This is a genomic window from Geobacillus sp. Y412MC52, from assembly GCF_000174795.2.
Lineage (GTDB): Bacteria > Bacillota > Bacilli > Bacillales > Anoxybacillaceae > Geobacillus > Geobacillus thermoleovorans.
On record NC_014915.1, the window covers coordinates 2860657 to 2881928 of the forward strand.

At 55.8% G+C, this 21272-nt stretch carries 19 protein-coding genes; 1 reads left to right on the forward strand and 18 read right to left on the reverse strand.

The window, feature by feature from the left end; genetic code table 11:
- Window positions 1–77: 77 nt before the first annotated feature.
- Entirely contained in the window at window positions 78–1580 is a 1503-nt protein-coding gene (locus tag GYMC52_RS14045; protein WP_013524323.1) for a response regulator transcription factor, read from the forward strand.
- A gap of 89 nt (window positions 1581–1669) precedes the next feature.
- On the opposite strand, the gene GYMC52_RS14050 is transcribed toward GYMC52_RS14045, so the two are convergent.
- The 18 genes from GYMC52_RS14050 to GYMC52_RS14135 all read right to left on the reverse strand — a co-directional run bounded on the left by GYMC52_RS14050 (window position 1670) and on the right by GYMC52_RS14135 (window position 21040).
- Window positions 1670–2818: a hypothetical protein gene (locus tag GYMC52_RS14050; protein ID WP_013524324.1), complete on the reverse strand. Its 1149-nt coding sequence runs from the start codon at window positions 2816–2818 to the stop codon at window positions 1670–1672.
- 83 nt (window positions 2819–2901) lie between these two features.
- Window positions 2902–4044 carry a DUF6114 domain-containing protein gene (locus GYMC52_RS14055; protein ID WP_013524325.1) on the reverse strand — a complete coding sequence of 381 codons (1143 nt, stop codon included), beginning with the start codon at window positions 4042–4044 and terminating at the stop codon, window positions 2902–2904.
- Between the two features lie 274 nt (window positions 4045–4318).
- Window positions 4319–4924 (reverse strand): DUF6230 family protein, encoded by a 606-nt coding sequence (locus GYMC52_RS14060; protein WP_013524326.1) that lies wholly within the window; start codon window positions 4922–4924, stop codon window positions 4319–4321.
- Window positions 4925–5154: 230 nt separating this feature from the next.
- Window positions 5155–6063, reverse strand: a complete 909-nt coding sequence (locus tag GYMC52_RS14065) for a R2-like ligand-binding oxidase (RefSeq protein ID WP_013524327.1) — start codon at window positions 6061–6063, stop codon at window positions 5155–5157.
- 55 nt (window positions 6064–6118) lie between these two features.
- Complete coding sequence (locus GYMC52_RS14070; RefSeq protein WP_013524328.1) at window positions 6119–7609, reverse strand: aldehyde dehydrogenase family protein; 1491 nt, start codon at window positions 7607–7609, stop codon at window positions 6119–6121.
- Window positions 7610–7725: 116 nt separating this feature from the next.
- Window positions 7726–8154, reverse strand: coding sequence for a hypothetical protein (locus GYMC52_RS14075; RefSeq protein WP_013144482.1), 429 nt, complete (start codon window positions 8152–8154; stop codon window positions 7726–7728).
- Window positions 8155–8326: 172 nt separating this feature from the next.
- Entirely contained in the window at window positions 8327–9433 is a 1107-nt protein-coding gene (locus GYMC52_RS14080; RefSeq protein WP_013524329.1) for a Zn-dependent alcohol dehydrogenase, read from the reverse strand.
- 27 nt (window positions 9434–9460) lie between these two features.
- Window positions 9461–9787 carry a hypothetical protein gene (locus GYMC52_RS14085; protein ID WP_013524330.1) on the reverse strand — a complete coding sequence of 109 codons (327 nt, stop codon included), beginning with the start codon at window positions 9785–9787 and terminating at the stop codon, window positions 9461–9463.
- A gap of 16 nt (window positions 9788–9803) precedes the next feature.
- Window positions 9804–11549 (reverse strand): ABC1 kinase family protein, encoded by a 1746-nt coding sequence (locus GYMC52_RS14090; RefSeq protein ID WP_013524331.1) that lies wholly within the window; start codon window positions 11547–11549, stop codon window positions 9804–9806.
- A gap of 20 nt (window positions 11550–11569) precedes the next feature.
- Window positions 11570–12712: a thiolase family protein gene (locus tag GYMC52_RS14095; protein WP_013524332.1), complete on the reverse strand. Its 1143-nt coding sequence runs from the start codon at window positions 12710–12712 to the stop codon at window positions 11570–11572.
- A gap of 114 nt (window positions 12713–12826) precedes the next feature.
- Window positions 12827–13669, reverse strand: a complete 843-nt coding sequence (locus GYMC52_RS14100) for an SDR family NAD(P)-dependent oxidoreductase (protein WP_011232252.1) — start codon at window positions 13667–13669, stop codon at window positions 12827–12829.
- Between the two features lie 15 nt (window positions 13670–13684).
- Entirely contained in the window at window positions 13685–14476 is a 792-nt protein-coding gene (locus GYMC52_RS14105; RefSeq protein ID WP_013524333.1) for an enoyl-CoA hydratase/isomerase family protein, read from the reverse strand.
- A gap of 96 nt (window positions 14477–14572) precedes the next feature.
- Window positions 14573–15787: an acyl-CoA dehydrogenase family protein gene (locus GYMC52_RS14110; protein WP_013524334.1), complete on the reverse strand. Its 1215-nt coding sequence runs from the start codon at window positions 15785–15787 to the stop codon at window positions 14573–14575.
- Entirely contained in the window at window positions 15784–16926 is a 1143-nt protein-coding gene (locus GYMC52_RS14115) for an acyl-CoA dehydrogenase family protein (RefSeq protein WP_013524335.1), read from the reverse strand. Before GYMC52_RS14115 ends, GYMC52_RS14110 begins: the two co-directional genes overlap by 4 nt.
- 20 nt (window positions 16927–16946) lie before the next feature.
- Window positions 16947–18482: a long-chain-fatty-acid--CoA ligase gene (locus tag GYMC52_RS14120; protein ID WP_013524336.1), complete on the reverse strand. Its 1536-nt coding sequence runs from the start codon at window positions 18480–18482 to the stop codon at window positions 16947–16949.
- A gap of 135 nt (window positions 18483–18617) precedes the next feature.
- Window positions 18618–18968 (reverse strand): SCP2 sterol-binding domain-containing protein, encoded by a 351-nt coding sequence (locus GYMC52_RS14125; protein WP_013524337.1) that lies wholly within the window; start codon window positions 18966–18968, stop codon window positions 18618–18620.
- Between the two features lie 136 nt (window positions 18969–19104).
- Window positions 19105–19617 carry a hypothetical protein gene (locus GYMC52_RS14130; protein ID WP_013524338.1) on the reverse strand — a complete coding sequence of 171 codons (513 nt, stop codon included), beginning with the start codon at window positions 19615–19617 and terminating at the stop codon, window positions 19105–19107.
- A 232-nt stretch (window positions 19618–19849) separates the two neighbouring features.
- Entirely contained in the window at window positions 19850–21040 is a 1191-nt protein-coding gene (locus GYMC52_RS14135; RefSeq protein ID WP_013524339.1) for an acetate kinase, read from the reverse strand.
- Window positions 21041–21272 lie beyond the last annotated feature (232 nt).

The following is a 21272-nucleotide window of genomic DNA, read 5'->3' on the forward strand; positions in this document are numbered from 1 at the left end:
AGACCGCCGGACAAAACGAAAGCGATTTTATTTTTTGGAACAAAAAACAAGTCAAGAAACATAAGGAGGGAAAACGAATGAACTTGCGCTTGTCAAGCCAATTGGACGCCATTTTGAAAGAAGGATGGGAGACGATTCGCCAACACCGCGACGACATTTTATCCGCTTGGCTGGACAAATGCGGCGAACTGGAGGACAAGCAGCACGCCGCCGCTCAGCCTTTGCGGCTTGCCATTGACACGTTCTCTTCGCAATGGCTTGGCCCAGTGAAGGATATCGCCGAATGGCTGGCGTCGTTTCAACGCGAATGGGAAAAACGAAACGGGGAGCTGTCGCCCAACCAGTCCACCGCCATCTTGTCAATGATGGAAAACGTGGTTCACGAAACCATCCAATCGGCTGGCGTTGTGGAATTTCGCGTCCATCAAGCTGTTCAATACGTCTTTTCGAGGCTTCATGAGTCCGTCAATGCTTCTGACTGCTCGTCATTCGATTTGGAGCAGTTTCTTGGGCAAATCGTTTCATCTAAACAGTTGCCGATCATATGGATCGCCCAGCTGTCCAGAACAGCGGACGGTGGGTTCGTCGTCGCCAAATGGTATGGAAATGCGGGTGATGCACTCACAGACAGCAGCATGTACGGGGAAACGATTTTCGTTTTATGTGAACACATTCTTTCCCGCATGGATGCCAGCGGAAAACGGTTGATTCCACTTCCGTGGGGGAGCGATCTTTTGCTCGTTTGCGCCGAAGGAGAAGAACGGCTCATCATCCCATTTCTTCTTCACGCCTTCGAACAGTTTCAAGCCGCCCAGAAGGTCTCCATTCGCACGAGAGAGCAACATCTTTGGAAAGACGCCGTCTTGCTGTTTGACCAATGGATTATGCGGGCCAAATCGCTCCACCAAGCGATTGAATACATTTCAACCGGATTTGTCACCTACTTGCCGTTTGAACGATGTGCACTGTTCGCCTATTCGAGCACTCATGAAAGCGGATTCGGACTGTACGGTTATCAACTGAACAATCATGAAATCAAAAGCATTCATGAACACATTGATAGCCTTCCATTCATTAAGCAATACATTCAGCGGCTACAGCTGCTTGGCCGCCAGATGACAAACGTGCCGCCGATTTATGTCCGCCATGCAGCGCAAGGATTGCCGATGAAGTATGTGAAGCAGTTTCAACTTGAATCGATTGTCATCGCTCCCATTTACGCGCCTTCGGAAAATCGTCTCATCGGCGCCGCCATTTTGGATTGCGGCCCAAAGACGTCCTTTCAATTGTCCAATGACCTCTACACAGCGGTGATGAAATTCGGACAAAGCGCGGGGGAGATTTTGTCCAAATGCAACGGAGGGCGTTCCGATCTCGTTCAGCCAATGCCGCATTTATCACCGAGAGAAATTGAGGTGCTGAAGCTCGTTGCCGAAGGAGCGTCGACGTATGAGGCAGCGAGACGGCTTCATTTGAGCGAGTACACGGTGCGCGATTATGTTTCGGCCATTTTGCAAAAAATGAACGCCAAAAACCGGACGGAAGCGATCGTCAAGGCGATTCGCGACGGAATCATTTAACGAATCGCCGGATATGCGCTTCTCGAGGGAATCATTTCACACCGGGAGGGCAAGGCCTCAACCCCCTTGCCCTCTCGATTTCTATGTCTTTATGGGGTGGCTTCCCCGTCTGTTCCTGATGAAGAAAGCGGCGGTCGGAAACGTTCTTCCGCACTATTTCCTCCATCATCCGGTTTTCGCTTCAACCATTCAGCCACCGCATCCAGTCTCCCTTCCAAATCGTGCACTATTTGACTCCAAACCTCTTCATCCTTCTCCTGCTCATCAAGCCGCCGCTTGATGCCATCAAGCGATGAACGCAAATCCGACAGAAGATCCATCGCTTCCGATCGTTCGCCGAGGTTTAACTTTTCTGCTACATAAGAAGCCGTTTTCTTCCATAAAGCATCTTGTTCATTCCATTTCTCTATGTCTTGACTAAGGGCGATCCTTTGTTGATCAAGCATTTGTTTCCAATCGCGAAAGTGCATCAGTACTTCTTCATATTTCGTCTGCTCTTTTCCTTCAGCTGTTTGACCGCCCGACATGGCTTGCTCAAGCTGTTTGAGGGAAGCCGAAACGGTGCTTTGTTTTTCCACAAGCACTGCCCATTCGTCCGTTCTGTCTTTTATGCGCTTCTCAAGCGCCCGAACATTAGCTTGCATCGTCTCCACCATGCGAGCAGCGCTGTTGTCGCCTTGCTTTTGCTCATCAAGCTGCCAGATGAGCCGTTCAGCTTCTTGGGCGAGATCCGTTTGTTCAAGTGCCTTTTGCTCCGCTTGCATCCGAGATGCTCCGGAAAATGAGGCTGACAGCGACATGCCGGGAATGGAGAGGCGGGAAGCCGTCATTTTCGTCGCCACCAATGTGACGTCTTTCAAACATTGCTTAACCGGAAATCCATCCAAACAAAGCCCTCCGAACTTCAATTTCGTCACATCAAGCTTCATCCAGGTGGCGCTCGCCGTTTCTCCCGCTCGAATCGACAACACGATTGTCCCTTGCGGCGTGTCGACGACCCGTTCCATTGACAAGCCGCTGATGTCAGCTTGAATGAAAGCGATCGGAAGCTTGCCGACGATTACTTTCGGCGAACCAAGGATAATCCCGCCTAAATCGAAGATGCCGACCACTTTGTCAGCATGAATGACAAATCCTTGTTCTTCCCCAGCGGCAAGTGAGCGCCCCCCGCCAAGCGGCAGACAGAGAAGAAGCGTCAAAGCAAGAAGCAACATTTTCAGTCCTTTGATGGATCCCATTTGCTTCCTCCCTCTAAAAAAGATTTTCGACCTCTTAGGGGTGTCGAAAAACTATTTTTCGACAAATTCCCTTATACTTTTCTTTATCCTGTCATCATGGACGAATGCGGCGGGAGAGGAGAGGTGGGAGGAGATGAATCACGGCTCGATTTTTTGGCCTGCTCACCGCTCCATCCGACGACAAGCGCCCCTCCCAAAAGCCCGATGATCCCTCCGATGATCAAGCCTCCTGCGGCGCCAACGAAAGAAAGAATGGAAGCAACAATGAGAAAACTGCCGATTGTTACGTGACTTTGCGGCTTGATGATGCTTAAAATGGCCAAAACGATCATTACTAGCCCCGTCACCACCCCAGCCCACATCAGTCCGCTTCCAGGAAGCAGCAGCATCGGAAGCACGCTGATGCCGACAATCAAGACGAATATCGCGCCAATGATCGCCAACATAGACCCCAGCACGGGGCGATGGCGGTTGGCGGCCAGCAACCATCCAACAGCATACGGCAACAACCAACCCAAGATATACGACAACAGAGGGCCGACAACGCGGGAGGCGGTGTGAACAGATAAAAAACCGTAATGGAACAACGAAGCGGCGCCGATGACCACCATTCCCCCTGCAAGCAACCCTCTCCCCATGCGGCGAGCAGATGCCCGCGCTTGCTTCCATGTTTCGGTCTTTCTCTTTTTCCAGCTGATGCAAATGACGTATCCGAGCAACACGAGAGCAAGAACGATGGATGACTGAACGGCCATAGAAATGGAGCCCGCCCATGTTTGCCACGGTGCCGCCCGTTCAGCAGCAAAAAGAACGTTCAAAGCGAAAAATGTTGCCATGGAGGCACCGAAAAACATCCAGACATAATGGAAACGTGTGCGAATATAGCGTCCTTGTTCTTCTTGGCGAATGATAATGCGAGGAGCGAAAAAAGCCGCCAGAGCGCTGCTCGCCATCCCTCCGACCGCCGCGCCGACAACCCCAAACGACACCCACTGGCTTCCTCCAACAAGCAGCCCGGGCAGAAAAGCAGCGGTTCCATATTTCAGCCGCATCAAAGCGGTTGGACGTTCGAGAAGCGGCCAGACAACGGCCGCGAGAACGACCGCCAGCACTGATCCGCCCCACACCGCTCCGCCCGCTCCCCCCTGGAGCGCGATTCCGCCGATAAACGCGCCCGTCAGCGCACCAATGACCGCTATTTGCATCATCTCGAACGCCTTTCTCATTGTCCAGCCCCCCCTTTATCCGTTTTCATTTTTCCTTTAGCGAATGACGATGGAGAACAAGTTGAACACTCTGCGTTCTCTTTTTTTCCATCCTTTTTGATCAACGTGATGCAGCCTATCTATACGATGAAGGAAGAAGAAAACGGTTTTGTCTGAAAAGAAACAGTGCAATCCTTATACCGAAATCAATCATGACGCACGGAACAAGATAACAAGCTCATTTTGGGAGGAATAGGAGATGGACCGCCCCATCCAAGCGATGGATCAGACCGGATTAAAAATCGCCGACACGGCTGCCGTCTTTCATGTTGGCTATCACTTTCAACTTCATGTTTGGAATGGTGATCGCCCCTGCTGACATGTAATGCGTGTTCAAACTCGGCTTATCAAGAGTCAAGTTCGGTGCGCTCAAATCGATGACATTGAGCGGGTTGTCGGTTTTATGCTCTTGCGTCTCCAAGCCGGCAAATGACGTGCTGTCCGCTTGAATGCCAGTGACGCGCAGTTTTAAATTTTGCCCGCTCACATTGCCGCCCGTGACGACAACATCAATGCTTTTAATGCCGTAAGCGCCGAGCGCCGATTCGGTGTTAATGTTTTTCGTCAGCACCAAGTTGGTAATGTTCGCCGATGCCAAGTCGATGGCGGCCTGTCCCCAAGCCCCTCTTTGTTCGGTTTCACCGATGGCGGGGTACAGTTTAAACCCAGTGCCCGTAATTTTATCTGCACTAATTGTAAATCCCCCGACTCCTGACAGCGGAAACGCGGCAAACGCCGTCCCTGACAAAAGCAACATGGCAACTAGGGCGATTACCGCGAGAAATCCCGCTCCGCCCGCAATAGCGAATCGTTTTGGATTGACCGCAAACAAGCTTCCCATTTTTTATGCCCCCTTTGTGTGACAAACTTGGATTCATTCCTATTCCCCCCAAAATAAACACCTTGTTTTTCTTCAAAACCAGCCACAACTCAAGCGAATTTTCCTGACACGCCGCACGCATCGCGCGCCTCTTTGCTGTTGTTTTTCCGCCAACCCCCAAAGGATGCTGGCGCAGATCCGTTTTCCTCTGCTTTTAGGGTCAGGCGGGCGGACCAACCCGCCCGTCCACTCTATGATTCAGCAACTGTTTTTTCAAGCTCTTCGATGCTGTCAACCCGCTTCGCCCGGCTGATTTGTTTTTTGCGGATGTTGAACTGTTTGACGACATAGTTGTTCAGCATGTCGTAGTCGATCTCGAGCGCATATGTGCGGGCGAGCTGCTGCTGGCGCTTTCCGAGCTCGGTCAAATAGGCGACGTAGCCGACGACATGCGGCCATAATTCGTCCATATATTGGATGAACAAGTCGTAATACCGCTCATTTTCATTGACGAGCCGCTGGATCGTATAAAGGCCGAATTGGATATGGCGGCCTTCGTCCATGTTCAAGTAATCGATTCCTTGCAAAAGGCCAGGGAACAGCCCGGCTTTTTTGTAAATTTGCCGAAACGTGTAATAGCCCGATTCGGCGAGCGTCCCTTCGACGATCATGTTGTAGACGGTGGCGGCGCGGATGACCGCTTCCGGCGAGTCGTCGGTGTACAGCCGGTTCATCGCTTCCGGCAGCGCTTCGTAAAAAATGCGTTTATAATGGTCGTTATGGAAGACGGACAAGTCCATGGCCCCGATGCCGACTTCCTGCTGCCAGCGGGAAAACATCTCGACGTGTTTCGCTTCATCGTGCATAAACGTCGTCAAAAACATCACATCTTCGAGCCGCCCTTGGCGCGCGAGGGCGTGGGCCATCGGCAAAATGTCGAGCGTCACCGCCTCTTCCCCGGCCGAGAAGCCGGCGACGAGCGGCAGCGCCGCGATCTTTTCTTCGCTTGTCAAACGGGCGAAATCTTCTTTGTCTTGGCTGAAATCGATGTCCGCCGGATTCCACTTCCCGTTTCGCTTCGCTTTTTCATACAGTTTGTACATTGGATGCTCCCAATCGATCGTTCCTTTCACCGTTTGAAAGCCGTCATGATGGACCATCGTGATCTCCCTCCTCTTATGAAAAATCGATCGTGATGCGCCGCTGTTCGTCCTTTTAAAACAACGTCATCGGCCGTTCATTGAGGTCGCAAATGACCGTTTTCGTTTCTAAATACGCTTCAAGCGCCTGCATCCCGAGCTCGCGGCCGAGGCCGCTCTGCTTATAACCGCCAAACGGCGCAGTCGGCGACAGCACTTGGTACGTGTTGATCCACACGGTTCCGCTTTTCACCCGCCGCGCTAAGCGGAGCGCCCGTTTGATGTCATTCGTCCAAACCGCCGCCGCCAAGCCGTAAATCGTATCGTTGGCAATGGAGGCGGCTTCCTCTTCATCTTGAAACGGAATGACAGCGGCGACCGGCCCGAAAATTTCTTCACGGGCGATGCACATCGATGGCGATACATCGGCAAAGACGGTCGGTCCAATGAAATAGCCGCCGCCAAGCCCATCTAAAGCGCTCCCTCCCGCAACGAGCTTCGCCCCTTCCTGCTTGCCGATGTCAATGTAGCGCAATACTTTCTCGTATTGCTCCCGGCTGATGACGGGGCCAAGGTCGCTGCGCGCATCCGTGCCGGGCCCGACTTTCAGCTTTTTCGCTTTGCTGGCCAACAGCTCGACAAACGTTTCGTAAACCGGCCGTTCGACTAAAATGCGGCTTCCCGCTTGGCACACTTGCCCTGAATTGTAGAACACGCCAAACAGCGCGCTTTTCGCCGCCTGTTCAAGATCCGCGTCCGCAAAGATGATATTCGGCGACTTCCCGCCAAGCTCGAGCGTCACCCGCTTAATGTGGGGAGCGGCCGCTTGCAAGATGCGGCGCCCGGTTTCCGTTTCGCCGGTAAACGCGATTTTCGGCACGCCAGGGTGGCTGACGAGCGCTTTTCCGGCCTCATCGAGTCCAGGCAGGACGTTGATGACGCCTTCCGGCACGCCGGCCTCATGGCAAATCTCAGCAAGCTTCAACGCCGTCAGCGGCGTTTCCGGCGCCGGTTTTAACACCATCGTACAGCCCGCCGCCAGCGCTGGGGCGATTTTCCACGTCGGCATCAAAAGCGGAAAGTTCCACGGGGTGATGAGCCCAGCCACCCCGATCGGCTCCTTCATCGTCCACGCCATATAATCCGGCGCCGAGCCGGCGACGGAAAACGGCAGCACCTCCCCTTGCGGCTTGACGACGAGCGAGGCGAAAAAGTCGAAGCAGTCGGCGGCAAGCGGAATTTCAATAAACAACGCTAGATTGATCGGCATGCCGTTTTCCCGCGTCATGAGCTGCGCGAGTTCATCATGATGCTGGCGGATCAGTTCGGCGATGCGCCGCAAGATGCGCCCGCGCTCGAGCGGCGGAATCGACAGCCAACGCCGGTCCGAAAACGCCTCTTCGGCGATGGCGACCGCCGCGTCGACATCTTTTTCCCCGGCGTTGGCCACACGGGCCGTCACTTGGCCTGTCGCCGGGTCGATGACGTCAAACATCGCGCCATCCGCCGCCGGCCGCCATTCTCCTCCAATCCATAAACCAGCTTCTGTTGTTTTCATAGAAATCATCGTCGTTTCTCCTTTCCCAACCGCTATATCGGGCGCAAAGCCGATGGAGACAGCGCGTTTTCAAGTGCTTACAGCGCCCCTGGCGACATCCCGCCATGCATTCCCAAGCTCGCCTGCTATGGCAACAAGTCGCTCCGCCCGATTTCCTGCAAATATTCGCGGTACGCCGGGTAAATGGCGTCAAGCTGCGGCAATACTTTCAAGGCGTTCACAAGCGGCCCTTGCACTTTGATTTGCTGGCGGGCGAGCGCCTGCTGCAAATCAAGCTTGCCGAGCCAAAATTTGTGCCCGACATCCGCCGTCTGCTCAAAAATGAGCTCCGGGTGCAGCGCTGTTTCGCCGCAGACAATTTTCAATTTCCCGTTTTCCTGCGCCCATGTAATTTTCGCTTCCGGCTTATGGAAAATGTATTGGACAAACGCGTCATATCCAGGTCCTAGCTCCGTCGCCGCAATCAATTCTTTTGACTCTTCCGTTTCGGCCACGCGTTCAAAAAAGCGGCCGAGAACGTCGTATACTTCCTGCTCGCTTTGAAACACCGGCATGTCAATCCCCCTCTCGTCTCGATCGTTCCACGTTTTTTTCGATCCCCTTGTTTGCCCGCCCAAACACCGGCCTTCCCGTTTTCGCCCAAGGGCAGATGGAACGCCCTCTTTCCGACCGCCCAACGGCTTCTCTTGTTTGTTCACCCAAACGCACGCGGGGCGGCTTGTCGTCTCATTCTTCAAAGCGAATGATGCCGCGAATGTTTTGCCCGCTCTTTAAGGCGGCGAATCCGTCGTTGATTTGGTCGAGCGAATAGACGGCGCTGATGAGCGGTTCGAGCTTCAGCTTGCCCGCCGCGTACAAATCAAGCAGCTTCGGGTAGTCAACCGGCGGATTGCCTTGGCCAAGCCAAGAACCGGTCAACGTTTTGGATTGGGACGGCAGCGAAAAGGCGTTGATCTCCACCGTTTCATGCGGCGCGGCGATGCCGACGATGACCGTCGTTCCCGCTTTTCGCGTCATGTTGTATGCGTCGGCCATCGTCTCCGGGCGGCCGATCGCTTCAAACGCATAGTCGACGCCGATGCCGTCGGTCAAGTCGAGCACGGCGCTGACGGCATCGTCCTTGCGGGCGTTTACGGTGTGCGTCGCCCCGAACGTTTTCGTCATCGCTAATTTTTCATCGACGACATCAATGGCAATAATTTGTTTCGCCCCCGCTAACGCGGCTCCTTGAATGATATTGAATCCGACGCCGCCGGCGCCAATCACAGCGACTGTGCTGCCCGGGCGGAGGCGGGCCGTATGAATGACCGCCCCCACCCCGGTCATGACGCTGCAGCTGATCAATGCCGCCAACTCAAACGGCACATCCCGACGGATCGGGATGGCTGCCTGCTCCGGCACGATGGTGTATTCGCTGAACGCGCCGGCGGTTAAAAACTGATACACCGGCTTCCCTTGCCACGAAAAACGCGTCGTCCCATCCGGCAGCGTGCCGGTCGCCGTCAGCCGCGCCGCTTCCTCGCATAGATCGGGCCGCCCGGTGCGGCAATAGCTGCACGTCCCGCATGACGGCACCCAATTGAGCACCACATGGTCGCCTTGTTTGACACTTGTCACCCCTTCCCCGACTTCCTCGACAATGCCCGCGCCTTCGTGGCCGAGCACAATGGGAAGCGGGAGCGGCAATTGCCCTTGAACCACATGCCAATCGCTATGGCAAAGGCCCGCCGCTTTCATTTTCACTTTGACTTCCCCGCGCTTGGGGCTTGCCAAATCCAGTTCTTCGATTGACAGCGGCTCCCCGTAGCGGTGCAATACTGCGGCTTTTGCCATGTCGTTCCCTCCTTTTCCATCCGCCCATTACGCCCGCTTGCCGGCCATATCCGCTTCCTCTTCACGGATGCCGCGGCCCCGCAATGCATCCAAATAGGCGTCCCATTCCTGCTTGAGCGTTTCTTTCAGCTTGAAAAGGCCGATGACGAGCGGCCGGGTCGAATGGTCTTGCAAAAACACATCGCGGATGACATCCTCAAACTCTTCCTTTTTCCCCGGCAGGCCGTGGTCTTTCCCATACAGCAAATGCTTATCGAGCAACCGTCGGATCGTCGGGCTTCCCGGCCCGCCGCTTTGCCGGTAAAACGCCTCGATGCGCTTTGACATTGTCAGGTCTTCTTGTTCCTCGCGCATGTTCCTTCCCCCCTCTTTAAAATCGCGGCCGCTGTTTGCGCGTCCGGAACAGCCGCCAGCCAAGGAAAACGACCAAGATGACAGAAGCGGCCAACCCGATGTTGGCGATCGTCGTTTTCTCCATGCCGAGAAACGTTCCGCCCGGGATGCTGGCGACAATAAACCCGGTGGCCATAATGATGGCAAACGCGATGATGGAAAGCGCCAGCCGGTTGGCGATTTGGTTGAGCGTATTGCGCGTCACCGGGTCGGTTTGGACTTGCACGGTCATGCGCCATTTGTTTTCGGCCATCGTCTCCAACACTTTGTTGAACCGGCGCGGGAAAGTGGCGATCATTTCCGCCGTTTCAGCGACAAGACTCGCGTTGGCGCGAAAATTAAAGCGCTTTCCGAGGATGCTTTTTAAAATCGGAATTTCATACGCCTCAACGACTTCGCCGTACGAAATTTCCGGGCAAATCCAGCGCGCCGTCCCTTCGGTGGCGGAAAATCCTTTCGCCCAAAGCGCCAAGCCGTTCGGGACTTTGCAGTAGTTGCGGAGCCCGATCGCCGTCGCTTCAAGGACGAGGCGGCCGTAGTTGTAGCGGCTGCTCCCTTGATGGGCGGACACATAGTTTAACGTCAACGTCCGCAGTTCATCTTTCAATTTGACAACATCGGTGTAAATGGTGGGCGACATCAGTTCCATAAACACTTCGGCGGCGTCTTCCGCCTGATTGAGCTGGATGTGCAAAATGACACGCATCAAAATTTGCGCCATCACGCTGTCCATCCGCCCGGTCATCCCCCAGTCGATGATGACCGCCTTTTTCGTCCGTTTGTCGATCATAATGTTGGAACCGTGGGCATCCGCATGATAATGGCCGTCGAGCATCGTTTGCACGTAATGATGGACAAGATCGATCATGATGTTGACCCGCTCTTCGAAGGTGAGAAAATCGACGGGGAAGTCTTTAATGAGCCAGCCGTCAATGTATTCCATGATCAAGACGCTTTTCGTCGCTTCGTACACGTGCGGAACCTTGACATGTTCAGCCCTCCTTTCGTACTTTTGCTTCATTTCTTGCATTTTTCTTGCTTCTTCCGTCATGTCAAGCTCATCCATGGCGCTGCTGTAATAATCTTGCACGAGCCCCCCGAGGTCAAGGGCGGCCTGCAGTTCGGGCGGCAGCCGCTTTTGCAGGCGGGCAGCCATTTTTTTAATGATGGCGATGTCGGTTTGAAACAGCTTTTCGACCGTCGGGCGCACGACTTTAACAGCCACAACGGGTCCGTCTTTTAATTTGGCTTTGTACACTTGGGCGAGCGACGCCGAACCGAGCGGCTCCTCTTCAATCCAGTCAAACGTCGCCAAGCCGTCAGGCAGCTCCCGCTCCAAAATGTACTCGATTTTGGCAAACTCAATGGGCGGCACCCGGTCAAGCAATTTCTCCAGCTCAAGCGTAATCGGCTCTGGCAATAAGTCTTGCCTTGTGACAAGCACCTGCCCGAGCTTGATGAACGTCGGGCCGAGCTCCTCAAACGCTAGGCGCAGCCTCCGGCCGATATGGCGCAAATATTGTTTGTCTTCCTCGTTCCCTCGCAGCTTGCGGGCAATGGCGTCGCCAAGCACCATGCCAAGCCCGTTTTTGACAAGCACAGCGATGATTTTCCGCCGCCGTTTTCCCGCCGTAATGGCAGCCAGCTCCTCTTCAATGGCAGCGCCAATGGCCGCAAAGTCGCGCGCCGGTTTTGGCTTGGCCGTTTCGAGTGATGCGTGCAACCCGCTTCCCTCCTTTCTGCTTACAGCCGCTCGATGATCGTGGCGGTTGCCATGCCAAAGCCGATGCACATCACTTGCAATCCGTATGTCCCGTCCATGTCCTCAAGCTCATGGAGCAGCGTTGTCATCAGCCGGGCGCCGCTCGCGCCGAGCGGATGGCCGAGGGCGATCGCCCCGCCGCGCGGATTGACCTTTGTCATATCCGGCTCGAGCTCCCGCTCCCACGCCTTGACGACGGAAGCGAACGCTTCATTGACCTCGATCGCATCCATCTGATCGAGGCGCAAACCGGCCTTTTGCAAAACGCTTCTCGTCGCGGGAATAATGCCGGTGAGCATCATGACCGGATCTTCTCCGACGACCGCGCGGGCGACGATGCGGGCTCTAGGACGCAGGCCAAGCTGCCGGGCTTTCTCCGCCGACATGAGCAGCACGCCGGCCGCTCCATCACTGACTTGACTGGAATTGCCGGCGGTGATGACGCCGCCTTTCGGCTGGAATGACGGCGTTAACGCCGCTAACTTTTCGAGCGAGGTGTCGCGCCGAATCCCTTCATCGCGGGCAAAGCGCACCGCGCCATCTTCTCCCGGCACGTCAAGCGGAATGATTTCCCGCTCAAACATCCCGCGGTCGGTTGCCGCCGCCGCTTTTTCATGGCTGGCGAGCGAAAATTCGTCCAGTTCTTCCCGCGACAATCCCCATTTTTTCGCGATCATCTCCGCAGAAATCCCTTGCGGCACGATGTTGTACCGACTTGTCAGCTGGCGGCTGAACCGCCCCATGTCGCTTCCCATCGGAACGCGCGTCATGCTTTCGACCCCGGCGGCGATGGCGATGTCGATGTCGCCGGCCAAAATCGCCTGCGCCGCGCTATGAATCGCCTGTTGGCTCGAGCCGCACATCCGATTTAAGGAAAACGCCGGCACTCCGACCGGAAATCCGGCGGCGAGCACCGCCTGGCGAGCGATGTTGCCCCCTTGCTCTCCGGTCATCGTCACACAGCCCACGACAACGTCTTCAACTAGACTGGCATCGATCCCGTTCCGGTCGACAAGCGCCCGCAGCACCGGAACAAGCAAATCGACCGGATGGACGCTTGAGAGCGCCCCTTTTTTCTTGCCGATCGCCGTGCGCACGGCGTCAACAATCACCACTTCCCTCATGCCGCTCCTCCTGTTCCGTATCAAAATCGAACCGTTTTCCTGCGCGGCTAGAGCCGCCGCAAGCCTCTCTTCCTATGTCCAAATCGCCACATTCCAAAGCGGGCCGCTTATTCATCAGAACGTAAACAATTCGATGCCGCCTGAAACATTCAACCCAATCCCCGTGATGTACTTCGCTTTATCGGAACAAAGGAACACGATGGCGTTGGCGACGTCTTCCGGTTCGCCCGGGCGGCGGAACGCCGTGCGCTGGATCATCCGCTCGTTCATTTTCGGATTGCCCATGCGGAACGCTTCTGTATTGATGATGCCCGGCACGATGGCGTTGACGGTGATGCCGTAGCGCGCCCCCTCGAGCGCCATGCTTTTCGTAAAGCTCAACACCGCTCCTTTCGTGGCCGAATAGCTCGCCTGTCCGAAGCCGCCAAGCGTCCCGGCGACGGACGACATGTTGATGATCCGCCCCCATCCTTGCTCTTTCATATACGGCCATACCGCTTTTGTACAGTTGTACGTGCCGGTCAGGTTCACCCGCAAATCGCGCTCCCAAAACTCATCGTTTTGCTTTTCGATTTGCGAAACGTGGTCGAGCGTGCCGGCGTTGTTGACCAAAATATCAATGGAGCCAAACTCTTCTTTGACGCGGGCAAACACTTCTTTCACTTGCTCGCGGTCGGTGACGTCCATTTTGAGAGCCAGCGCCCGCCGCCCCATGGCACGAATGTCTTCCGCTGTCTTTTCGGCGTACACCACTTTTGTACTCTGCATCACTTGTGAGAGCGGCCCATATTTTTGCGCCGTCTGTTTGCTTTCTTCATCCGATTCGAGCAAAATATCGGTAATGACGACATCCGCTCCCGCTTCGGCAAGCGCCAAGGCATCCGCGCGCCCGAGGCCGCGTGAGGCGCCGGTGACGACCGCCACTTTTCCTTTCAGCAGTTCCGCCCATGACGACATCGGTGATCCCTCCGTTTAACGTAAAAATTGCGGTTGTTTCTTTTGGAAAAACGCCGCCAGCCCAATCGCCGGCTCTCCTGTCTTAAACGTTGCCGCAAATGACGCCGCTTCGATGCCAAATCCATCCTCTGGAAGCCCCTCAGCCGCATAGATGGCCCGCTTGGCAAGCCCCATCGCCCGCACGGCCCCTTCTGACAGTTGCTCGGCAAACGCCGCCGCCTCTTCTTCCAACCGCTCCGGGGGCGTGATGCGATGAATGAGGCCGAGTTCGAGCGCTTCTTGCGGGTTAAGCCGTCTGGCGAGAAAAATGAGTTCCGTCGCTTTCGCCCGCCCGACGAGGCGCGTCAGCCGCTGCGTGCCGCCCGCGCCAGGGATCAGGCCGAGCGAGACTTCCGTCAGGCCGATCTTGCCGCCGCCCATGATGCGGAAATCGCACGCCAGCGCCAATTCGCAACCGCCGCCGAGCGCGTAGCCGTTGATGGCCGCGATGACCGGCTTCGGCATCGTCGCGAATCGGTCGAAGCAGCGCTGCATGCGGGCGCTTTGTTCGGCGATGCCCGCTTCATTGCCGGCAAACTGGGTTCCTCGCTGAATCATATCCTTTAAATCAGCGCCGGCGAGAAACGTTTTCGGATGGGCCGACGCGATCACGACAACGCGCACCCCGCGGTCGGCTTCCAATTCATCGGCTGCTTTCTCCAATTCTTCCATTAACCGCTCGCTAATGGCGTTCGCCGGCGGGTTGTCGATCATCACCCAAGCGACTCCTTTGTTTCGCCGCTCGATGCGCAGCGTTTCATAAGGCATCGGAATTCCCCCTTTCGTTCGATCGAACTGGCAACTTCACAAATGATCATCGCTCTCCACCGCGAGCGGAGATGTTTGGGTCGCCTCCTCGCTCTTCTATACGTGCACGCCGTATGGCGCATACAACCGTCTTGCTGTGACAAGGCGTTGGATTTGCTGCGTGCCTTCGAAAATATCGAACACTTTCACATCGCGGTACAATTTCTCGACCAAATGTCCGTCAAGGCCGACGGGCCCGAGCAGTTCAAGGCACATAGCGCATACATGAAGCGCCATTTTCCCGGCCACGGCTTTGCAGACGGCCGCTTCCATCGCATTCGGCTCGCCAATGTCGGCTTTCCACGCCGCTTCCCACGTCAACAGGCGAGCAGCGTCAATCTCTTGCTCCGCCTCGGCAAGCAGGGCGGCTGCTTCATAGTACAACCGTCCTTGTTTCGGGTACTCGCTGCGAACGATGTCAAGCGTATATTCATAGGCGGCGCGGGCGATGCCGACGGCCATGGCCGCGACGATCGGCCTCGTGCTGTCAAATGTTTTCATCGCCACTTGGAAACCGGACGGTTTATTCGCATTTGCGCTATACAACTCTTCACCGCCAAGCAAATTTTCATCAGGAACAAAGCAGTCTTCAAACAAGAGCTCCGCCGTTTCATTGGCGCGCAAACCCATCTTATGGACGGTGCGGGTCGCGACAAATCCCGGCGTCCCTTTTTCGACGACAAACGCCCGGTGCCCGGCGCGGCCCAACTTCGGATCAACCGTGGCGAACACGACGACCCAAGAAGCGCGGGCGCCGTTGGTGATGAAAATTTTTTGCCCGTTTAATACATAGCCGCCGTCCACTTTTTTCGCCGTCGTGCGGATGCCGGACGCGTCCGAGCCGGCTTCCGGTTCCGTCAAGGCGTAAGCTCCCCAGCGCGGCTCCTCCTTCGTGAAAATGGACAAAAACCGCTGTTTTTGCTCGGGCGTGCCGCTCGATTGAATCGGCGGCCCGCCAAGGCCAGGGCCGGGAAGGGAAAGGGCGATGCCTGGGCATCCCCACGCGAGCTCCTCAGCGGCGATGACGGCCACGCGGTTGCCTTCGCGCTCTTTTTTCTCTTTCTTTCCTTCCGCATGAGACGGCGGACGCCCTCCGCCAAACGAAGACGCATTCAGCTGGATGCCCATTTTGTTGACTTTTTGCAGCCATTCGTCCGGCACCCGCCCGAGCCGGTCGGCCTCCAGCGCGATCGGGCGCACTTCATGTTTAGCAAACCAATGAACGAGTTCTTTGATTTGTTTTTGCTGCGGTGAGAATTCAAAGGATATCATGGCGCCACCCTCTCTTTCCGTTTGCCCAGCAGCTGTTCGCCGCGGCGGATGAGCCAGTCTCGCTCCCGGCCGTACAGCATCACTTGCGCCTGGGCGTCGCGCATCCATTTTTCGGCCGGATATTCTTGCACATATCCGTGCCCGCCGAGCATTTGCACCGCTTGGTCGGTGACATAGCGCAGCGAACGATGGGCGCGCGCCAGCGACCGCCATGCAAAGCCGTTCGCCTGTTCATCCCCTCGGTCAACCGCAAAAGCGGCTTGCCATACAAGCCATTTCGCCCCGCGGCAGGCAAACGCCATCTCCGCGATCGTAAACGACACGCCTTGAAACTTGGCGATCTCTTGCCCGAATGCCTTTCTTCCCGCGGTGTATTCAATGGTGTAATCAAGCGCCGCCTCCATCAAGCCGACTTCCTTCGCCGCTTCGATGACTTGGTTTCGGGCGCGCACGCGGTTGAGCAATGCATCCGCTTCCGAGCCGCAGGCAACGAGTTGTTCCGGACCGGCGTACACTTCCGCAAACCGAAGGCGAGCGATGCCGGCAGCCAGCAGCCCAAGCCTTATGTCTCCTTCTTCGATCTCCCATACTCGCTCATCCAAAGCGAGCAATACCGTTTCTTCTTCTTCGTCCCTAGCGGCGATGACCGCCCAGTCGGCTTTCGACGCCAAGCGGACTGGAGACGACACTCCGTCCACAATATATCCGCTGCCGCGCCGGCGCACGCGAATCGCTTCTTTCAGCGGTTCTTTTTGTTCCGCTTCGTCGATCCAGGCGACAGTCGGCCATCCTCCTTTCGCCATCTCCCGGTACCGGTGCCACACGCGGTGCTCGGAAGACAGACGAAAGAGGGAAGACGCCTCCCCGGCCCCCGGAAGCCCTTGAATGACGCCTAAATCGCCATAGCTGAGCCCTTGCCAAATGATCGCTTGCGACAGAAGCGGCAGTTCCAAGCCTCCCCACGATTCCGGGAGCTCGAGCGCCGACAAGCCGAGCTCATCCACCCGGTCACTCAAGTCAACCGAAACGGTCCGGCGTTTCTCGCACTCTCTCGCGGCCGGGCGGATTTTCTCGACGGCAAGGCTGCGGGCGACTTGAAAAAACGCCTGTTCTTCTTCAGTCGGTTGAAACGAAATCACCTTGTCCCTCTCCTTTTCCATTACGATTGGACAGCGGGAATAAACTCGCTGGCCCATTCACGCAGCTTCTTTTTGTCGATTTTGCCGATGATGTTTTTCGGCAGGTAGCCGACCTTTTTCAAAAAGCGCGGGCTTTTGTATTTCGCCACCCGCTTTTGGCAAAACTCGATCAGCTCCTCTTCGGTCACTTGGGCCCCACGCCGGACGACGACATACGCGGCGACTTCTTCCCCCATTTTCGGCGAAGGGACGCCGACAACGCCGGCTTCAAGCACATCCGGATGGGACATCAGCAGTTCCTCGATATCGCGCGGATAAATATTGAATCCGCCGCGAATGATGACATCTTTTTTCCGGTCGACGATAAACACGTACCCATCTTCATCGATGCGCGCCATGTCGCCGGTATACAGCCAGCCGTCGCGCAACGCTTGGCGGGTCTCTTCGTCTTTTCCGTAGTAGCCTTGGAAAATGTTCGGGCCGGAAACAATCAGTTCTCCGACTTCGTTCGGCGGCAGGCGGTTGCCGTGTTCATCGACGACCGCCACTTGCACGCCAGGCAACGGAAGCCCGACCGACCCCGGTTTGATCGTCTGCGTCGGATCGGTCGCCGTCACAATCGGCGCCGCCTCGGACAGCCCGTACCCCTCCAAAATCAGGCAATTGAACTTGCGTTGAAACTGCTCCGCCAATGGGCGCGGCAATGACGCCGAACCGGACACGCACGCGACCAAGCTGGACGTGTCATAGCGGTCCGCCTCGGGGCAATAGCACAACGCATGGAACATCGCTGGCACCATCGCCGTATGCGTCACCCGATGCCGTTCGATCGTCTCCAGTACTTTTTTCGGCTCGAAATACGGCAGGAGGACGATCTTGTCGCCCAATAACAGCGCGACGTTCATCATCGTGAAGCCGAACGCGTGGGAGATCGGCAGCACGCCAAGACCGACGCGGTCATATTCGGTCGGCAGCCGCTTCGCCATCTCGGCCGCTGCTTCTGCGTTGGCATACAAGTTGCGGTGCGTCAGCACGACCCCTTTCGGCTGTCCGGTCGTTCCCGATGTGTAAAGCAAGGCGGCAGGAGCGTTTTCGGTGACTGCCGCCAGCGGCATGCTGGCAGGAGCTTGCTCCATTCTCGTTCGCAGCGAGCGCGGTGAATGAGGATCGTCGATCGTAAACATCATCGGAGGCGCCGGCAAGCCATTGGCGGCCTCTTTCGCTTTCGCCCACAGCATTTCCGCCGTCAGCACAACTTTCGGTTCGCAATCTTGAAAAATGTAATGGAGCTCCTGCGTCTGCAACAGCGGCAACACCGGCACGACAACCGCTCCTGCTTTCAAGACGCCGCTGAAGGCGACTACTACTTCCGGGCTGTTCGGCATCGTTACAACAACGCGGTCGCCCGGCTTGACCCCAAGTTCAATCAACGCATGAGCCAGCTGGGACGAACGGGCGTCGCAGTCCACGTTCGTATATTCGTTTCCTTCAAAAATCAGTGCCGGATAAGGACCGAACCGCTCGATATTTTTCGTCCAAACCGTTCGTAAATCCATTCCCCCGTCTCCTTTAACCAAATTAGGCGGGCCTGCGAAAAAGGCCAAGCCCGCCGCCTTTCGTCTCCTTTTTTCTGACGGTCGGCGCTGTTGTCAATGCACGGAAAAACATGCTGGCCGGCTTTCTTGTTGTGCTTATTGGTTTTGATTGGCGCTGTTGTAGGCGGACAGCACTTCTTGGAGCCGCAGCGCCAGCCCCATGTCCCCGTCAATGCGAAGCCGCCCGCTCATAAACGCTTCCGTTCCGTTGAGCTCGCCGTCCACCATTTTTTTAAAATCCTCGCTGTCCAGGCTGAGCGTGCAATCCGGCGTTTCTTGCTCCCCTTCAATGACAAATCCAGCGTCTGGGCGAAGGACGACTTGGTACACCCCCGCATCAGACCCGCTTAAGTTAAACTGGTACACCGCGACAACCCCATCGGCGCGGGATGGGTCTTCCCTCAATTGCGAATCGATCAGTTGGAAAATGTCTCTTACCGTCGTCATCTTCATAGCCTCCTTAAAAATTTAGAACTGTCTGAAATTTCATTTTATACTTTTACTATATCGCGTTTCCATTTCATGTCCTATCCCGAAAATCGTCGGAACTTTCTTTCCTCCCTCGCGGCGCTCCCCGATGTTTTTACGCCTTTAAAGCATGGAGAAGCGCGCGCTCATCGATCAGTTCCAAATAGCGCCGATAAAGCGGAAACGTCGGCACGATGCGCGGCAACAGCTGCAGTGCCTTCGCTTTCGATCCTTTTGCCTTCATTTTTCCGGTCATGAGCGCCAATGGAACGTTGATGTTGCCGCCCCAAAATTGGTGGGCGATATCGCCGGTCGTCTTGATGGCGACATCAGGCGCATCGATTGCCTGCCCGAAATAAATGGCGTAGTTTTCACCGGTTTCCGTCCGCCTCGCATCGATGCTGATGACCGCCCCCGGATCGGTCAAATAAAAGACGAACGCGGCGCGGGAACGGCGGATTTGCTCGCCGATGCGGTTGATTTGCTCCACCTCATCGCCGTATTCCTGATACGCCGGATGCTGTCCCCACCAGCTGCGCAGCTCCATTTCCGTCCTTGGGCGCGACGGAATTTGCATAAACTCGCCGATCACCCGATACACATGAGCATCATCACGAAATAATGCCATATCCGTTCACTCCCTTCAACCGAGTATGCACTCTCATTTTGGCGTGAAACAACGCCGCCGGCAATTCCGACGATTGCCGGGGAGACGAAAAACGCAAGACATCTCCCTCCCGAGTTGTTGAAACACGAATCAAGCGCACCAAAGCGGCAAAACAAAAAAATGGCTACCCCGTTTGTTTGGGGCAGCCGTTTTGGCCAACATGGCTGCAACGATTCTTTTTATGACAATCCGCTTACAAATTCGCCAGCCGCATGACGTCGCGGGCGATCATCAACTCTTCATTGGTCGGGATGACGAGCACTTTGACCGGCGAGTGCGGATAGCTGATGAACGCTTCTTTGCCGCGCACTTTGTTTAGGATGGGATCCCAGTAAACTCCCATAAACTCGAGGCCGCGCAACACTTTCGCCCGCACGACTTCGCTGTTTTCGCCGATGCCGGCGGTGAAGATGATGGCATCGACCCCGCACATGCGCGCCGCATATGAGCCGATGTACTTATGAATGCGGTTCGCAAACACTTCAAGTGCCAGTTCCGCGCGCTCATTTCCTTCGGCGGCCGCTTTTTCCAAGTCGCGCAAATCGCTCGAGATGCCGGATATGCCGAGCATGCCGCTCTTTTTGTTCAGCACGTCAATCACTTCATCCGCAGTCATTCCCGTTTTTTCCATAATGTACGGGATGAGCGCCGGGTCGATGTTGCCGGAGCGCGTTCCCATCGCCACGCCGGCTAATGGCGTAAAGCCCATGGACGTGTCGATCGACTTGCCGCCTTCAACCGCCGCGATGCTCGCCCCGTTGCCTAAATGGCACGAGATGAGGCGCAGCTGTTCGATCGGCCGGCCGAGAAGCTCCGCCGCCCGCTGGGTGACGTATTTGTGCGACGTGCCGTGGAATCCGTACTTGCGGATGCCGAATTTTGTGTAATACTCATATGGCAAGCTGTATAAAAACGACTGTTCCGGCATCGTCTGGTGGAACGCCGTGTCAAACACCGCCACGGCCGGCACGTCCGGCAGCACTTCCTGAAACGCCCGAATGCCGACGAGGTTGGCCGGGTTATGGAGCGGGGCGAGCTCGGACACTTCTTCAATTTGCTTGATGACGTCCTCGGTGATGAGCACCGAATCACTGAACTTCTCCCCGCCGTGGACGACGCGGTGCCCGATGCCGTCAATTTCGTCAAACGAACGGATAATGCCGTAGCGAATGAGCTTATCCAGCAGCATTTTAACGGCCGCGGCATGATCCGGAATCGCCGTCACTTCTTGATGTTTTTCACCGTTTACGACAATGGTGAAAATCGCGTCATCAAAGCCAATCCGTTCGACGACCCCTTTGGTCAACACCGTTTCTGCCGGTATCTCAAACAGCTGGAATTTCAACGAGGAACTTCCCGCATTAATGGCTAGCACTTTCGCCATCGAAAACACAGCTCCTTTTTGGCCAAAATCCGCTCGCGCTTACCGTTAGTGTGCGCGATTGGGCGCCGTTTCACTATGCCTTTTTCATTGTATGCCTCCCGTTTTCGCGTTTCAAGCGCGGCTTTGTTTCGCAACCGGTTGCAAGAAAAAGTTTTTATGTTGTGAAAAATGAAAACGGAGCTGACCGAAAAGGTCGGTGAAAAACAGCGATTCTTCGATGAAGAAAAGAGCA